Here is a 15,649-nt window from a genome sequence, read left to right on the forward strand (position 1 = left end):
TCAATACCAGATCTGGTTCATGCGCGCCGCCATCACCAGGGCGGTGACGCCGACGGCGGCCAGGACAAAGTTGCTCCAGCGGGTCCGCTCCAGGATGGACCAGTAAACGGCCCCGATCGGGAGGATCAGCGCCGTCGCCAGATAGCCCCAGAACTCCCAAGACTCCCCCGCGATCCGCTCGCCGCTGGCCACCCGGACAATCGAACCCCCCAGATAGACCAGGAGGGCAAGTTCGACGGCGGCCACCGACAATATCGTCGTGTCGTTGGGCGCCTTCTTCAGGAGGCCCGCGACGACGCAGATGATGCTGGAGAGCAGGCCAACCACCAGAATGATGTAGAAATACGCGTCCACTACTGGCCGGCCAGCTTTTCTGTGGGCTGCTTATCTGTTGGCTGCTTGTCTGTGGCCGGCTTGCCGTTGCCGGGCTTTTCATTATCCGGCGCGAAGACGAGCACAGGTTTGGCGTAGCTTCCCGCATCGGCCAGGAGGGCCACGAGCGAACCATCCGGCGCGAACGCCGCTGCCGGTTTGTCCGCGGTCGCTGCCTCGGGCGTGCCTGCGGTTGCTCCGGCTCCGATTCTGCGGCCGAAGGAAATCTCGGTGGTTTCCGCCTCGCTGAGTTCGCGGTTCGGCATGAGTGCCCGTGCGGCGTCCGAGATTTCCAGGACATCCAGCGTCTCGGCCAATTGTTCGAGGGTGTGCGCCTGATCAAGGGTGTATGGACCCACTTGAGTCCTCCGCAGTGCAGTCAGGTGGCCGCCGACGCCGAGAGCATCGCCGAGGTCGCGGGCCAGGGCACGGATGTAGGTACCGGAGGAGCACTCCACGGTGACGTCGACGTCGAGGGCCTCGCCGTCGTGGACGGGACGGGTCTCGTGGATCTCAAAGCGGTGGATCGTTACAGGCCGGGCTGCGAGCTTGACCTCTTCACCGGACCGGACCCGGGCGTAGGCGCGTTCGCCGTTGACCTTGATGGCACTGACGCTGCTGGGAACCTGCTCGATTTCCCCGGTCAGTGCCGCGACGCCGGCGCGGACGGCGTCTTCGGTGACCCCGGCGGCGCTGCGGGTGGCGGTGACCTCGCCTTCGGCGTCGTCCGTCACGGTGGATTCACCGAGCCTGATGGTGGCCGTGTAGGTCTTGGACGTGCCCACGATGTAAGTCAGCAGCCGGGTGGCCTTGTTGATGCCCACCACCAGAACGCCGGTGGCCATCGGATCCAGTGTCCCGGCGTGGCCAACCTTTCGGGTACCGGCAATCCGCCGCATCCGTCCAACCACATCGTGGCTGGTCCAACCTTGCGGCTTGTCTACTATCACCAGTCCAGAAAGCACGCCTCCCAGTATATGCGGGCCAGCCCTGCCCCGACGCCCACCGTCCCGCCGCCACCGCGGACGCCGGGCGTTAGGATGGCAGACATGCCCGAGCTTGCCGCACATGTCCGCGACGTCCCGATCAACCAGATCCGCGAGATCACCGAAGCCGCCTGGGGAACGCCCGGTGCGATCGTGCTGAGTATCGGGGAGCCGGGCTTCGCAGTCCCCCGCCATGTCCTCGAAGCCGGCATGGCGTGCCTGGACCGGGACGAGACCAACTACACACCGAACGCCGGGATCCCCGCGTTGCGGGAGGCCTTCGCCGCCCGCTTCCGTGAACACAATGCGACGCCGGTCGGCGCGGAGCGCGTCTACGTGGTCGACGGCGCCCAGCAGGGCCTGCATTTCGCCATGAGCCTGTTGCTCTCCCCCGGGGATGAGATCCTCATCCCCAATCCCGGCTACCCCACCTTCGCGATGACGTCCAGCCTGCTGCACGCCGTTCCGGTCCGCTACCCGCTGTACCCGGAGCACGATTTCCAGCCGCGGATCGAGGACATCGAGGCGCTCATCACGCCCCGCACCAAGGTGCTGATACTGAATTCCCCGTCCAACCCGCTCGGTGCTGTCCTGGGCGAGGATCTGACCCGCCGGCTCGTGGAGCTGGCGAGGCGGCACGATCTGTGGGTCATCTCGGACGAATGCTACGAGGCGTTCACCTACGATGTCCCGCACGTCAGCCCGGCCCGCTTCGACAGCGACGCCCCAGGCGAAGCACGCGTTTTCACCTCGCTCACGCTCTCCAAAACCTACGGGCTGACGGGACTGCGGATCGGTGCGCTGATCTGCCCGCCGGGGCTGGAACAGAAGATGAACAACGTCATGGAGTCGATCGTGTCGTGCGTGGCCTCGCCGTCGCAGTACGCCGCGCTGGCAGCGCTGACCGGTCCGCAGGACTACGTCAGCCACGCCCATGCCCACTACCGGGCCAACCGCGACGCGGCCTCGGCGGTGCTGCGCACCCACGGCATCCCCTACCTCGCGGCCCAAGGCGCGTTCTATTTGTGGGCGGACGTCTCGCATGCCAGTGGCGGGGATGTCCGGTCATGGACGCGCCGCTTCCTGGCGGACTCCGGGGTGGCCTTCGCCCCCGGCACGGCGTTCGGCTCGATCGGCGAGGGCTGGATCCGGATCGCGCTCTGCGGCAGCCAGGCCGATCTTGTGGAGGGCCTCGGCCGCATCCCTGCGCGCGAGCCGGCGGGCACCGACGGGTCAACCGGCCCTATCGCCGGCGAAGCTGGCGCCCTAGCCTGAACTCACGGCGATTCCAGGCCTGCCCGGTGTACTGGCGGCGGGCTGGCCCGGCAGGGCGCCGCCGATTTCCGGCCGAGGGAGTACATCGTGTGGTGGCAAGACCTGTTGTGGGGTTTCTGGAATGGGCTGACGGCATGGATCGTCCTGATCGCCCATGTCTTCGGCTTCTGGAGTGAATTCCCGTTCTACAACTCCGCCCGTGCGGGAAACTGGTACGACTTCGGCTATCTCCTGGGCATGGGATCTCCCGTGCTGGGCGGCGGGCTGGGAGCCCGAGGACGCTCAAGACGCCGCTAGGCGGACAGTGCGGCGTCGAGCCAACTGCGGAGGGCCGCGGCCGGCGGCGCTCCAGCCTGGCGGGCCGCCACAGCCCCGTTCTTGATGACAAGCAACGTTGGAATGGCCTGGATATCGAACCGGCGGGACAGCCCCGGGGAGGTGTCGACGTCGACCTTCACGAGCTTGACCTTACCGGCCCGCTCCACCGCCAGCTTGTCCAGCACCGGGCTGACCATCCGGCACGGCCCGCACCAGGCCGCCCAGAAATCGACGAGAACCGGAACCGAAGACTGCTCCGCCACAACCGGAAAATCTGCGTCACCCGCCGCCACTATCCACGGAAGATCCTGGCCACAATTGCCGCAGCGCGGGTGCCCGGCAGCCGCCGCAGGAATCCGGTTGGTCTTCCCGCAGTGCGGGCACTTGGTCAGGCTGGATTCCACGGCACGCCGGTGCCTTCCCGCATACACGCACTCATGGGTCCATGGGACTCGCCTGCACTTGGACGGGCATAGAGTCGAAGGTCACCGAAGCCGCGGACAGGAGACAAGCCAGGAGAAATGAGCGTCCGCGGGAACTGTCGACTTCGCCGGCCCGCCGGAATACAATCCGCTTGGGAAGCAGGCGTGGGTTTCCGGTTGTGCTTCCCCGATCTTCAAACGGTCTCATCGGTCTCGAACTGTGGATACTTCATCACGGCCACGGGAGCACACCATGAGAAAACTAATGACATTTCCATCCGCGGCTGCTATCGCCGCGGTGTTCCTTTCCACCCTCACGGCTGCGGCCGCCACCCCGAACGGACAGCCACCGGCCACTCTGGCGGGCGGACTGGTGGCCCCGCTTCATGTCAGCGCCGGCCATGACAAAACCGTCACGGTCAGCGAAGAATTCGCGGGCCGGCTGACCCGGATCGACGCTCACGGTACCAAGAGCGTCCTCTACTCGAATCCTGCTTGGGACGTCGCCGGAAATGCCCAGCGCGGATCGACAACCTACTTCCTCGAGAGCCAGGGCGCTGGGCCCGAGGACCAACGTCCGCTCGCCGGTCATGTTCACACCATCGATGGCGACGGTCGGCAACGCACCTACGGCGACTTCGCCGCACTGGAAGCTGGGCATAACGCCGACGGAGAAGTCCACTACGGCTTCCGCAACCTGCCGAACGGGTGCGCAGCGCTGCTGCCGCCCGAGATGCCGGCGGCCTACAACGGTGAAGTGGATTCCCATCCATACGGGATTACCGTCTCCGGCCACACCCTCTATGTGGCGGATGCGGGCGCAAACAGCGTGGTGTCCGTTGATATAGAGAGCGGGAAGACACGGACCGTCGCTGTACTGCCGCCTCGGCCGTTCACGATTACGGCCGAAGCCGCAGCCGCCAACCACCTGCCGGCCTGCGTGGTCGGGCGGAGCTACGACTTCGAGCCGGTACCCACCGATGTTGGGGTTGGGCCGGACGGCTGGCTCTACGTCACGTCGTTGCCGGGAGGACCCGAGGACCCGTCCTTTGGGGCCAGGGGCGCCGTCTTCAAGGTGGATCCGGACAACGGTCACGTGAAGGTGTTCGCGGACAAGATCCTGTCCCCCACCGGCTTGGCGGTGGATAATGACGGCGACGTGTTCGTCGCGTCCCTGTTTGGTATGGGAGTCCTCAAGATCGACGGGGATTCCGGCCGGCAGAGCACGCTGTTGAGCGCTGGGCTCACGGCCGACGTCGCCCTTCAAGGTTCCACGCTGTACGCCACCGTCAACGCCCTTCCGCCTGAGGGCCCCTCGACAACACCCCCCAACGGCCAAGTCGCGGTCCTGAGCCTCAAGCACGCATCGCAAAATAGCGCTTCTGGCACCTAGCAGCACCAAGACCCGGAACAGCAGGGGCCGGATCCGTTACCGGTTCCGGCCCCTGCTGTGGAAGGCATTCCTACTTGTTGCGGTCCTCATCGATTGCGTCGTTGTCAATGAGGTCCAAGTCCTCTTCGTCAAAGTCGTCCTCGTCGAGCTCCACGTCCTGCGGAGTGTCACTCTTGTAAGGATCGGCGTCGCCGGCGTGCTTTGCACTTTCGGCAAGCGCGGCCACCTCGGCGTCCCGCTTCTTCGCCGCCCGGAGCAGCTCCTCAAGGTTCGAGGCGTTGACAGGGATCTGGTCAGCCACGAACTCGAGCGTCGGAGTCAGCCGCACGGTGATGTTCCGCCCTACTTCCTGCCGCAGCACGCCCTTGGCCTTCTCAAGCCCCTTGGCGGCATCGGCCTGGGCCACCTCGTCACCGAACACGGTGTAGTAAACAGTTGCGTGCTGCAGGTCGTTGGTCACCCGAGAGTCAGTCACGGTGACGCCTTCCAGGCGGGGATCCTTCACCCTCCGGCCCAGCGCCTCAGCAACGACAACCTTAATCCGCTGCGCCAACTTGGCAGCCCGTGCGGGATCAGCCATTTCCACTCCTAAAAATTTGGATGTACGACGGCGCTGTAACGGCTGCCGTACACCAGTTGGGTTTTCATGCCACGCGCCTAAGGCGAGTCTACGACGGACTCCCGTTGGATTCTTCCGGCGGCCCTTTGGAGCCGTGGAGGGGGCCCGGGAGTGGCATCGGGCCTGCCGGAGCTGGGTGGCTGACGTCGTAAGACGTCGGCCACCCAGCGTAGGGGCGGGGCCCCCTCTACGGCGGAAAAGTGCAGGGCCGCCGGAAAATCCAACGGCCCCGCACCTGTACTGCTAAACCAACCTAGACGCGCGGCTTCTCGCGCATCTCGAAGGTCTCGATAATGTCACCTTCGGTGATGTCGTTGAACGAGCCAAGACCGATACCACACTCGAAGTCCGTGCGGACCTCGGTTGCGTCGTCCTTGAAGCGCTTGAGCGTCTCAACGGTGAGGTTGTCACCGATGATCTTGCCGTCGCGGCTGATGCGGGCCTTGGCGTTGCGCCGGATAACACCGGAGCGGACGATCGAGCCTGCAATGTTGCCGAACTTGGAGGAACGGAACACTTCGCGGACCTCGGCGGTGCCAAGCTGGACCTCTTCGTACTCCGGCTTGAGCATGCCCTTGAGGGCTGCCTCGATGTCATCGATTGCTGCGTAGATGACGGAGTAGAAGCGCATGTCCACGCCTTCGCGGTCTGCCAGTTCGGCAACACGCTCGGCGGGCTTGACGTTGAAGCCGATGATGACGGCGCTGTCGACCGTTGCCAGGTTGACGTCGTTCTGCGTGATCGCACCGACACCGCGGTGGATGACGCGGAGCTGGACACCCTCGCCGACGTCGATCTTGAGCAGCGCGTCTTCGAGGGCTTCCACGGCACCGGACACGTCACCCTTGAGGATGAGGTTGAGGGTGTCGATCTTGCCATCGGCGACGGCCTGGTCGAAGTCTTCCAGGCTGATGCGCTTGCGGCGCTTGGCCAGGGCGGCGTTGCGGTCGGCAGCTTCACGCTTCTCGGCGATCTGGCGGGCGGTACGCTCGTCAGCGGTCACGAAGAAGGTGTCACCGGCGCGCGGGACGTTGGACAGACCCAGCACCTGCACAGGGCGGGACGGGCCGGCCTCGGTCAGGGCGCTGCCGTCGTCGTCGAACATCGCACGGACGCGGCCGTGGGCCGTGCCTGCCACGATGGTGTCGCCGACGTGCAGGGTACCGGACTGAACCAGGACGGTGGCCACGGAACCGCGGCCCTTGTCCAGGTTGGCTTCAATCGCGATACCGCGGGCGTCCTTGTTCGGGTTGGCGCGCATGTCCAGAGCGGCGTCTGCGGTGAGCAGAACGGCGCCGAGGAGCTCGTCGATGTTCAGGTTCTGGCGGGCAGAGACCTCCACGAACATGGTGTCGCCACCGTATTCTTCCGGAACCAGGCCGTACTCGGTCAGCTGGCCGCGGACCTTGTCCGGGTTGGCGCCTTCCTTGTCGATCTTGTTCACGGCCACGACGATCGGCACGTTGGCCGCCTGGGCGTGGTTGAGGGCTTCAACGGTCTGCGGCATGACGCCGTCGTCCGCTGCGACCACCAGGATGGCGATGTCGGTAACCTTCGCACCACGGGCACGCATGGCGGTGAACGCCTCGTGGCCCGGAGTATCGATGAAGGTGATCTTGCGATCGATGCCTTCGTGGGCGTGGGTGACCTGGTAGGCACCGATGTGCTGCGTGATACCGCCGTGCTCGCCCGCCATAACGTCGGACTTGCGGATGGCATCGAGCAGTCGGGTCTTACCGTGGTCAACGTGACCCATGACGGTGACAACCGGAGGACGTGCCTCGAGGTCTTCATCGCCTTCGGCTTCCAGTTCGGCGTCGAAGTCGATGTCGAAGGTGGAGAGCAGCTCGCGCTCCTCGTCCTCCGGGGACACAACCTGGAGCTTGTAGCCAAGCTCCTCGCCGAGCAGGGCGAAGGTCTCTTCATCCAGCGACTGCGTGGCGGTGGCCATTTCGCCGAGGTGGAAGAGGACCGTCACCAGTGCTGCCGGGTTTGCCTCGATCTTGTCGGCAAAGTCCGTGATGGACGAGCCACGGCGAAGCCGGACTACGGTGTTGCCGTCGCCGCGGGGTACGCTCACGCCACCCAGCGACGGAGCACTCATCTGCTCCAGTTCCTGACGCTTGGCACGCTTCGACTTGCGCTGCTTGCCACGGCCTGCGCCGCCCTTACCGAAGGCACCCTGGGTGCCGCCGCGACCGCGACCGCCCTTACCAAAGCCACCACCGGCCGGAGCGCCGCCACCGGCACCGGGAGCACCGGTACCCGGAGCGCCACCCGGACGGCCCGGACCACGGCCTCCGCCGCCGGGACGGCCGGCACCAGCGGGTGCGGGACGTTCGGTGCGGTTAGGCATCATGCCGGGAGTCGGGCGGTTGCCGCCGGCTCCTGCCGGACGACCGGCGCCGGGAGCGCCGGCCGGACGCGGGGCGCCGGGGCGGGGGCCGCCTGCGCCCGCTGCCGGACGGGGACCACCCGGACGGGGGCCGCCTGCGCCTGCTGCGGGGCGCGGACCACCGGGGCGTTCACCCTCGGTGCGGCTTCCGCCCGGACGGGGCATGCCCTGGGAAGGAGCGAACGGGTTGTTGCCCGGACGCGAGGGACGTTCGTTGTCGCCGCCGCGGCCGCGGGGCATGCCCTGGGACGTGGCGAACGGGTTGTTGCCGGGACGGGGACCGCCCGGACGCGGTGCAGAACCACCCTGGCGTGCCGGAGCAGCCGGGGTTTCAGCCTTAGGGGCCGGACGCGCGCCGGGCTTGACGCCCGTAGACGGAGCGGCCGGGGCCTGGGCGGCGGGGGCTGCCGGGGCCTGGGCGGCGGGGGCTGCCGGAGCGGCGGGCGCGGCGGCAGGTGCCGCAGCGGCCGGAGCCGGAGCTTCAGCCTTGGGTACTGCAGCCGCCGGCGCTGTGGGCGCAGCGGGGCCAGGCGCAGGCGCCGGACGGGTCGCTGCCGGGCTGGCAGATGCCTGGGGGGCGGACGCCGGAGCTTCTGACTTCGAAGCTGCGGGGGCGTCGGGGTAAGCGTTGCGCAGTTTCCGCACAACGGGAGCCTCGATTGTTGACGAGGCGGAGCGAACGAATTCGCCCAGTTCCTGCAGTTTGGTTACTGCATCTTTGGAAGTAATACCGAGCTCTTTAGCAAGCTCATGTACGCGGACCTTGGCCACATTTCTCCTGTCTCGGTCCGCACCGAGCCAGGCACGAACCGTCTACTTCTTACTGCGGGCCTCCGCCGCGAATGCAGCTGAAAGGCCCATTGCAGAGCGCAACAAAGTTGTCATCGTTGCGCACTCATCGCTGGGAACTCATCGGGTTTCCATCAGTTTTCTGACCCGCTTTCAGGTTGGACGGTTGTTGCTGCGGCCACCGGGGTGCCCACGGCTTCCGTGCCGGCAGTGATCCGGCGTTCAACATCGGCTGTACCGGCTGCGCCGTTGAGGGCGCGGCCGAACGCTCGACGTTTGACCGCCAGTGCCAGGCACTTTTCGCTGGGGTGCAGCCATGCTCCCCGGCCAGCCATCCGGCGTCGTTCATCCACCACGACGGCGGACGAACCACCGGCGCCGGCGACGAGCCGGAGTAACTCCGACCGCGATCCTTTTTGTCGGCATCCGATACAGGTGCGCTGCGGCTGATTCCCGAGGTGTTGCACATGTGCCACGTACGAGTATCTTCCTGCCAGTACAACTGCTTGGTGAATCACCGCGTCCCGGGAATCCGGGAAAAACCCAGACGCGCCAAAGACACACGGATACCGGCCGTTAGGCGCGGTCATGTCTATTCTAGCCCCTCCGGCGCCCGGGTCCCGAACCCAGGCATGCCGGTCAGCTTGGAAATCACGGCTAACCCGTGAGAGCGCACACAGGCTGCGGGCCGCGATGGCGGCCCGCAGCGCCTATTGGTGCCCGTGTTCGTGCGCTTGCGCGCCCGCGCTATTTGCCGGTGTTGACGGCGGCGTCCGAGACGATGTCGATTCGCCATCCCGTGAGCTTGGCGGCGAGACGGGCGTTCTGCCCCTCTTTGCCGATGGCGAGGGAGAGCTGGTAGTCGGGAACGACCACCCGGGCCGAACGCGTGGCTTCGTCGGTGATTGTGACCGAATTCACGCGCGACGGCGAGAGGGCGCTGGCGATGAAGGTCGCCGGATCGTCGTTGTAGTCAACGATGTCGATCTTCTCGTCGTTCAGTTCAGTCATGACCGCCCGGACCCGCGACCCCATTTCACCGATGCAGGCACCCTTGGCGTTCACGCCGGGGGTGTTTGCCTTGACGGCGATCTTGGTGCGGTGGCCGGCTTCGCGGGCAAGCGCCACGATTTCGACCGAACGGTCCGCGATCTCGGGAACTTCGAGTTCGAAGAGCTTCCGGACGAGCCCGGGGTGGGAGCGGGACAGCGTGATGGACGGGCCCTTGGTGCCGCGGTGGACGTCGATCACGAAAGCGCGCAGCCGGTTGCCGTGGATGTACTTCTCGCCGGGAACCTGCTCGGGCGGCGGCAGCAGTGCCTCCACCGTGCCCAGGTTCACCTGGATCATGTGCGGGTTGTTGCCCTGCTGGATGGTGCCGGCGACAAGCTCACCTTCACGGCCCTTGAACTGGCCCAGCACGTTGTCGTCCTCAGCGTCCCGGAGGCGCTGCAGGATGATCTGCCGTGCGGTGCTCGCCGCGATGCGTCCGAAGCCCGCGGGGGTGTCCTCGAACTCGCCGATCGGGGCGCCGTCGTCGTCGATCTCGGTGGCCCAGATGGTCACGTGGCCGCTCTTGCGGTCGAGCTCGGCCCGGGCCTTTTCGAAGGCGCCGGGGGTCTTGTGATAGGCCACGAGCAGTGCCTGCTCGATTGTTGGAATCAGGAGATCCAGCGGGATTTCACGCTCACGCTCCAGGAGTCTCAGTGCGCTCATGTCAATATCCATCAGGCCTCCTCAGAAGGTCCATTGTTTGCTTTTTCCAAGCCGGCCTCTTCGAGGTGGCTGAACTCTATCTCGACTTTTCCGCTGCGGATCCTGTCGAAAGGAAGCTTGACGGGTTCACCTTGTTTGGGCTTCATGCCCTTCTTGACGGCGATTTCCGGAACGAGGGTGACTCCCCCATCGTCTACGGACTGGACCCTGCCGGTGACGTTGTCGCCTTGGATCACGTTCACGTTGACCATCCGCCCGCGGGCACGGTGCCAGTGCCGCTCCTCTGTCAGTGGACGGCCGACGCCGGGTGAAGAGACTTCGAGCTCATAGGGGCGCGCGTCCATGCTGGGGTCGTTGTCCAGGGTGTCCGAAAGGGTCTTGGAGATCTCGGCGATGACGTCGAGCCCGACGCCCCCGGTCTCCTCCTGCGGCAGGTCCACCACTACGTGGACCACCCGGTTGGCGCCGGCGACATGGATGGATACGTCCTCCAGGTACAGCCGGTTCGCCAGCACTGCGGGTTCCAGGAGTGCGTGAAGGCGCTCGGCCTCGACATTTTGAACGGTTGCGGCTTCAGCCTTTCCCGTCCCGGTCCGGTCTGTTGAAGTCGTGGCTTCTGCGTTGGTCATGATGCCGGCCGCCTCCCGCTAGATGATGTTGTGTGTACTAGCCTAGCGATTTTCCGGGCGGCGTGGTGCACGCAGTTCCGGGCCGGCATGACAACATGGTCTGTTGTGAAAGACGACACCAGGGAAAAGCGATGGCAGGATCACTTTCCCCGGTCACTCCCCCGCTATGTGCTTTTGGTGTGCCTCGCCCTGGTGGTGGTGAGCCTGGGCGTGGTCCTGACGCCGGCCAGGCCGCCGGAGCCTGCGATCGCACCCTTTTCTGAGCAGGCGCGCGCCGCCGCACTGGCCGAAACCCGGCAACTGCTGGACGCCGGCAGCCAGCTTGGCACCGCGGCCCGGGCGCATTCAAAAGACGGCCCGGCCGAGGGCGCGGATGGCCGTCCGGCCGATGCCGGCAATCCCGCCATCGACCGGACTGTGACCTTGCTGACACTCCAGGCGCAAGCTCTGCTGGCGCCGGGAGAAAGTCCTGCGGACCCGGCCGGCGCGGCTTCCGCCTCCGGCCGGGCAACGCCCCCGGCAGCGTCCTCCGCCGCATCGACTCCGTCCGCTTCCGGAGGACCCGGCGCCCGGGCGTCCGCCGCACCTCTTCCGGCGACCGCCGCCGGGCTGGTGGCGGCCTTGGCAGGCAGCGGCCGCCAGCGCCTCGCGGACGCTGCCAAGGCCGACGGCGGCATGGCACGGCTGTTGGCCGCCGTCGGCACCGCTCAGCTGCTGCAGGCATCCGCGCTCGCCACCGGCACCGGAACGGCGGCGCCGGCAGCCGACGTAACCTCCCCACAGGTGTCCGGCACCTGCCCGTCGCAGTCAGCGACGGCGCCAACCACAGAGGATCAGGCCGCAGCAGAACCGTCCACAGCAGCGCAGCCCGAAGGAGAGCCATCCGCGGCCGCGTCCAACCTCGGCGGCGCCCTGGCGTCGGCTGCGCGGGCCGAGGCGCAGACCATCTACGGCTACCAGGTGGCGCTGACCCGGCTCGGCGGCGACGCGGCGAAATCCGCGACCGAGGAACTGGCCCATCATGACGCGCTCCTTGGCGCCGTGGAATCCCTGAGCCGGCTGCACTGTTCCGCGGTGCCACCACGCGAGGCGGGCTACGCGCTGGCGCCGTCCTTCCTGGCCTCCCCCGCCGCCGGCCTCGGCGACCTGGAAGCCGCCGCCCTGCCGGTCTATGGCGACCTCGTGGCGCTGAGTGAGGGCGGGACCCGGCAGTGGGCCATCGCTGCACTGTTCGGGTCTGCGAAGCGGGCGGTGCAGTGGGGTGCGGATTCCGGCGCCCTGCCGGGCCTGGACAGAGCGTCGATGCCGACGCGGCCGGCGGGCGAAACGCCGTCGCAGCCCGCAGGCTGAACGCCGGAGCAAGCCTCGGCTTATTTTGGTAAGCCTTGGAATACTGGCATGCCCCGGCCCCGGGTGATTTGCTGTAGGCATGGAAACGACCGGCGCCGCAACCCAGCACGAGAACGAGCCGCACCACAATGACATCGCACACCGCCTCAATTGGCTCCGCGCGGGCGTCCTGGGGGCCAATGACGGCATCGTCTCCGTCGCAGCGATCGTCGTCGGCGTCGCCGGCGCCACCACCGATACCGGAGCAATCCTGCTCGCGGGCGCCGCGGGCGTGGTGGGCGGCGCTATCTCGATGGCGCTCGGGGAATATGTCTCCGTCAGCAGCCAGAAGGACAGCCAGCACGCCTTGATCGAAAAGGAGCGCCGGGAGCTGGAGGAACAGCCGGAGGAAGAGCTCGAGGAGCTCGCGGCGATCTACCAGGGCAAGGGCCTCAGCCCCGCGACCGCACGGACGGTGGCCAAGGAACTGACGGCGCACGATGCGCTCGGCGCGCACCTCTCAGCCGAACTCCATATTGACGAGACCGACATCGTGAGCCCGTGGCACGCGGCGTTCGCTTCTGCCATCGCGTTCCTCGCCGGTGCAATCCTGCCCATGATGGCCATCCTGCTGCCGCCGGAAAGCATCAGGATTCCGCTGACCTTCGTGGCCGTGCTCGTGGCGTTGGCCGCCACCGGCGCCGTGGGCGCGTGGATTGGCGGTGGCTCAAAGCTCAAAGCAGCGATCCGCGTGGTGATTGGCGGCGCCGTTGCGCTGGTGGCAACGTTCGCGATCGGCAACGCGCTCGGCGCGAGCGGCATCGTCTAAAGGCCCCCGGTCCCAGAGGAACCATCCGAGGTCCGCCTGGGGCAGGCCAACGCGGCGGCGACCCCTCCGGCCCTACGATAGGTCCCGTGAACGCGATCCCAGATGTCCCCATCCCGCCTGATCTTTCCCGCCGGTACGCCCGTACCCCTGCGGGACGCACCTGGCTGGCGACACTTCCTGACCTGATCGGGCGATTCCTCGACCAGTGGGACCTGGAGCCGGATCTGGAACCGGGGGCCCTTCCCTGGAACGGGCACGGCGGCGTCGTCATTCCTGTGCGGCGCCGGGACGGGCAGGGGTCCCAAGGCAAGGGCGAGGCAGCCGTGCTGAAGCTGGCTTTTCCGCACGAGGAGGCCACTCGCGAACACCACGCCCTCGCCCTCTGGGGAGGCCACGGCGCCGTCAGGCTGCTGGCCGCCGACGCCGGTTCCTGCGCCCTGCTCCTGGAGCGCCTGGATGCCTGCCGGTCCCTCCTGGATGTCCCGTTGGACACAGCGGTGACGGTGTGGGGCGGCGTGGTCCGCCAGCTCAGCGTGGTCCCGGACAGCCGGCCGGAGTGGCTGGAAATCGACCACGTGGCGGCACTGGCCGAGCAGTGGAGCGATGAATTCCCGGAGGCGTGGGGACACCTCGGGCGGCCATTCCCACGCTGGCTGCTCGAGGCGGCGCTGGAGGTCTGCCAGACCCGCGGCGCCGTCGGCCGGCGGTCCGGCAAGGACGTCCTGGTCCACGCGGACCTTCACTACCTGAACATCCTGGCGCGGCCCGGCGTCCCGGAGCCGGCAACCCGGAACCAACCGGCGGGGCCGGAACAGTACGCTGCGATTGATCCCCAGCCCATGATCGGGGAGGCGGAGTTCGCGGTGGCCCCGGTGCTGTGGAACAGGATCCGGGAGTTGCCCCAGCAGGATCCCGGGCGGGCGCTGCTCGCGCGGTGCGCGGATTTCAGTGCGGCCGCCGGTCTGGACGCCGAGGCCGCCCGGCAGTGGAGCCTGGCGCGCGAGGTGGAGAACGCCCTCTGGTATGCCCCGCAGCGCCATCACGAAGGCGATCTGGCCCGATCGCTGTGGGTGGCGAGCACGCTGGCCGGCCGGACGCTTCCCGGCCTGCCCGCCCCGCAGTCACTCCCGACGCCCGGGGAAGCCGGCGGGATAGCTGGCGGCTAGCCCCGCACGGCCGCCAGCGCGTCGCGGACGGCGTCGACGGCGACTCTGACATCGGCGTCGTCCGTGCTCCAGTTGCTCACCGAAATCCGCAGGATATCGCGGTCCTGCCAGCGTGACCCGGACATCCAGACCCGGCCATCAGCCATGACCCTCTCCGTCACTGCCCGGGTCACGGCGTCGTCGCCAAACGCCAGGGACACCTGGGTGTAGTCGACGTCGTTGAGCACCTCCACGCCGTCCAACGCCCCGAGCTGTTCGGCCAGCTGCGCGGCCCGGTGCACGAGCGTGCGGACCTGGCTGGCGACACCGTCACGGCCCAGGGATTTGAGCGCTGCCCACACCGGCACGCCGCGCGCCCGGCGGGAGAGCTCGGGCACTCTTTGGGACGGGTCTCCGGCCCCGTCGGCGGCCTGGATCAGGTAGCTGGCGTGCAGACCCATCGCCGACCGCAGCGCCTGGGCGTCGCGCACGATCACGATCCCGCAGTCGTAGGGGACATTGAGGGTCTTGTGCGCATCTGTGCCCCACGAATCGGCCAGGTCGAGTCCCGCGGTCAGGGCGGACAGTTCGGGCACGGCGGCCGCCCAGAGCCCGAACGCCCCGTCCACGTGGACCCAGGCGCCGTGCGCCTTCGCGACGGCGATGGCCTCGCCGAAGGGGTCGAAGGCACCCGAATGCAGGTTGCCGGCCTGCAGGCACACGAGGGCCGGGCCGGGGCGGCCGCCCTCCCCGGTGCTGAGCGCAAGGTCCAGGGCGCAGTCCAGCTCGGCCGGGATGATGCGCCCCTGATGGTCGGAGGGCACCACGGTGGGGTGCCCGAGGCCCAGATAGCGCAGGCCGAGGTCGATCGTTTCGTGGCGCTCCTGGCCCGCGAAGCAGCGGATCCGGGGCGCACCGGCGAGGCCGTCGCCGTCAAGGTCCCAGCCGGCATCGGCCATGAGCCGCCAGCGGGCGGCGGCGAGCCCGGTGAAGTTGGCCATGGTGGCACCGGTGGCAAAGCCGACGTCGGACTCCTCGGGAAGACCCAGCAGCTCAAGGATCCATTTGCCGGCGGCTTCCTCGATCGCGGCGGTGGCGGGCGTGGCGAAACGCAGCCCCGTATTTTGGTCCCAGGCGCTGAGCAGCCAGTCCGCGGCCAGGGCGGCCGGCAGTGTGCCGCCGATGACCCAGCCGAAGAACCGCCCGGACGGCATGGCCATCAGCCCGGGTTCGGCCTTGGCCGCGAGATAGTCCACCACCTCCGCGGCCGGCATCCCCTGTGGGGGCAGCGGGCCGCCGAAGTCGGCCGCGAGCTCCGCCGCCGTCGCCTGCGGTCCGATCCGGCGTGTCTCCTGGCTCTCAAGCCACCGGCGTGCGTGCCCGGCCGCGGCGTCGAGGGCATCCCGGTAGCGTTCCTCACTTGCCGACATAG

At 67.6% G+C, this 15,649-nt stretch carries 15 protein-coding genes; 6 read left to right on the top strand and 9 right to left on the bottom strand.

The features are described 5' to 3' along the window. Both AC1DRO_RS08670 and truB read right to left on the bottom strand, forming a co-directional pair. Entirely contained in the window at nt 1-354 is a 354-nt protein-coding gene (locus tag AC1DRO_RS08670) for a hypothetical protein (RefSeq protein ID WP_028278244.1), read from the bottom strand. Continuing rightward, nucleotides 354-1,337: a tRNA pseudouridine(55) synthase TruB gene (gene truB, locus AC1DRO_RS08675; protein ID WP_476950539.1), complete on the bottom strand. Its 984-nt coding sequence runs from the start codon at nt 1,335-1,337 to the stop codon at nt 354-356. Before truB ends, AC1DRO_RS08670 begins: the two co-directional genes overlap by 1 nt. Before the next feature lie 84 nt (nt 1,338-1,421). Between truB and AC1DRO_RS08680 the strand changes: the two genes are divergently transcribed. Together AC1DRO_RS08680 and AC1DRO_RS08685 are read left to right on the top strand one after the other, a co-directional pair. Next, nucleotides 1,422-2,633 carry a pyridoxal phosphate-dependent aminotransferase gene (locus AC1DRO_RS08680; RefSeq protein ID WP_476950540.1) on the top strand — a complete coding sequence of 404 codons (1,212 nt, stop codon included), beginning with the start codon at nt 1,422-1,424 and terminating at the stop codon, nt 2,631-2,633. Between the two features lie 87 nt (nt 2,634-2,720). Then, a complete protein-coding gene (locus AC1DRO_RS08685; protein WP_028278246.1) occupies nt 2,721-2,930 on the top strand; it encodes a hypothetical protein in 210 nt (69 codons plus the stop codon). On the opposite strand, the gene trxA is transcribed toward AC1DRO_RS08685, so the two are convergent. Continuing rightward, a complete protein-coding gene (trxA, locus tag AC1DRO_RS08690) occupies nt 2,927-3,355 on the bottom strand; it encodes a thioredoxin (protein ID WP_476950541.1) in 429 nt (142 codons plus the stop codon). The two genes, AC1DRO_RS08685 and trxA, sit on opposite strands and share 4 nt — an antisense overlap. A 283-nt stretch (nt 3,356-3,638) precedes the next feature. Here trxA and AC1DRO_RS08695 point away from each other — a divergent pair, with 283 nt between their 5' ends. Continuing rightward, the gene (locus tag AC1DRO_RS08695; RefSeq protein ID WP_243181740.1) at nt 3,639-4,766 is read left to right on the top strand and encodes a ScyD/ScyE family protein; all 1,128 of its coding nucleotides are present in this window, start codon (nt 3,639-3,641) and stop codon (nt 4,764-4,766) included. Nucleotides 4,767-4,836: 70 nt separating this feature from the next. On the opposite strand, the gene rbfA is transcribed toward AC1DRO_RS08695, so the two are convergent. From rbfA to AC1DRO_RS08720, 5 genes are all read right to left on the bottom strand, one after another. After that, the gene (gene rbfA, locus AC1DRO_RS08700) at nt 4,837-5,346 is read right to left on the bottom strand and encodes a 30S ribosome-binding factor RbfA (protein WP_018774499.1); all 510 of its coding nucleotides are present in this window, start codon (nt 5,344-5,346) and stop codon (nt 4,837-4,839) included. A gap of 292 nt (nt 5,347-5,638) precedes the next feature. After that, nucleotides 5,639-8,551 (bottom strand): translation initiation factor IF-2, encoded by a 2,913-nt coding sequence (gene infB, locus AC1DRO_RS08705; RefSeq protein WP_476945674.1) that lies wholly within the window; start codon nt 8,549-8,551, stop codon nt 5,639-5,641. Nucleotides 8,552-8,703: 152 nt separating this feature from the next. After that, a complete protein-coding gene (locus tag AC1DRO_RS08710) occupies nt 8,704-9,159 on the bottom strand; it encodes a YlxR family protein (RefSeq protein ID WP_476950542.1) in 456 nt (151 codons plus the stop codon). A gap of 157 nt (nt 9,160-9,316) precedes the next feature. Next, nucleotides 9,317-10,297, bottom strand: coding sequence for a transcription termination factor NusA (gene nusA, locus AC1DRO_RS08715; RefSeq protein WP_018774503.1), 981 nt, complete (start codon nt 10,295-10,297; stop codon nt 9,317-9,319). Next, nucleotides 10,297-10,914 carry a ribosome maturation factor RimP gene (locus AC1DRO_RS08720; RefSeq protein ID WP_028277119.1) on the bottom strand — a complete coding sequence of 206 codons (618 nt, stop codon included), beginning with the start codon at nt 10,912-10,914 and terminating at the stop codon, nt 10,297-10,299. Before AC1DRO_RS08720 ends, nusA begins: the two co-directional genes overlap by 1 nt. A 105-nt stretch (nt 10,915-11,019) precedes the next feature. On the opposite strand from AC1DRO_RS08720, the gene AC1DRO_RS08725 reads away from it, so the two are divergent. From AC1DRO_RS08725 to AC1DRO_RS08735, 3 genes are all read left to right on the top strand, one after another. Continuing rightward, on the top strand, nt 11,020-12,264 hold the full coding sequence (locus tag AC1DRO_RS08725) for a DUF4439 domain-containing protein (RefSeq protein ID WP_476950543.1): 1,245 nt from the start codon (nt 11,020-11,022) through the stop codon (nt 12,262-12,264). A 79-nt stretch (nt 12,265-12,343) separates the two neighbouring features. Further along, nucleotides 12,344-13,072: a VIT1/CCC1 transporter family protein gene (locus tag AC1DRO_RS08730; RefSeq protein WP_028277118.1), complete on the top strand. Its 729-nt coding sequence runs from the start codon at nt 12,344-12,346 to the stop codon at nt 13,070-13,072. Between the two features lie 86 nt (nt 13,073-13,158). Continuing rightward, nucleotides 13,159-14,238 (top strand): aminoglycoside phosphotransferase family protein, encoded by a 1,080-nt coding sequence (locus tag AC1DRO_RS08735; protein ID WP_476950544.1) that lies wholly within the window; start codon nt 13,159-13,161, stop codon nt 14,236-14,238. On the opposite strand, the gene AC1DRO_RS08740 is transcribed toward AC1DRO_RS08735, so the two are convergent. Continuing rightward, complete coding sequence (locus AC1DRO_RS08740) at nt 14,235-15,647, bottom strand: pyridoxal phosphate-dependent decarboxylase family protein (protein ID WP_476950545.1); 1,413 nt, start codon at nt 15,645-15,647, stop codon at nt 14,235-14,237. The genes AC1DRO_RS08735 and AC1DRO_RS08740 overlap by 4 nt on opposite strands. Nucleotides 15,648-15,649: the final 2 nt, after the last annotated feature.

It is taken from the genome of Arthrobacter sp. P4_F11 (genome assembly GCF_056401395.1).

Coding starts and splice junctions, on each gene's coding strand:
- AC1DRO_RS08720 (WP_028277119.1), bottom strand. CDS start 10,914: ATGACCAACGCAGAAGCCACGACTTCAACAGACCGGACCGGGACGGGA.
- nusA (WP_018774503.1), bottom strand. CDS start 10,297: ATGGATATTGACATGAGCGCACTGAGACTCCTGGAGCGTGAGCGTGAA.
- AC1DRO_RS08680 (WP_476950540.1), top strand. CDS start 1,422: ATGCCCGAGCTTGCCGCACATGTCCGCGACGTCCCGATCAACCAGATC.
- AC1DRO_RS08695 (WP_243181740.1), top strand. CDS start 3,639: ATGACATTTCCATCCGCGGCTGCTATCGCCGCGGTGTTCCTTTCCACC.
- rbfA (WP_018774499.1), bottom strand. CDS start 5,346: ATGGCTGATCCCGCACGGGCTGCCAAGTTGGCGCAGCGGATTAAGGTT.
- AC1DRO_RS08740 (WP_476950545.1), bottom strand. CDS start 15,647: ATGTCGGCAAGTGAGGAACGCTACCGGGATGCCCTCGACGCCGCGGCC.
- AC1DRO_RS08730 (WP_028277118.1), top strand. CDS start 12,344: ATGGAAACGACCGGCGCCGCAACCCAGCACGAGAACGAGCCGCACCAC.
- AC1DRO_RS08710 (WP_476950542.1), bottom strand. CDS start 9,159: ATGACCGCGCCTAACGGCCGGTATCCGTGTGTCTTTGGCGCGTCTGGG.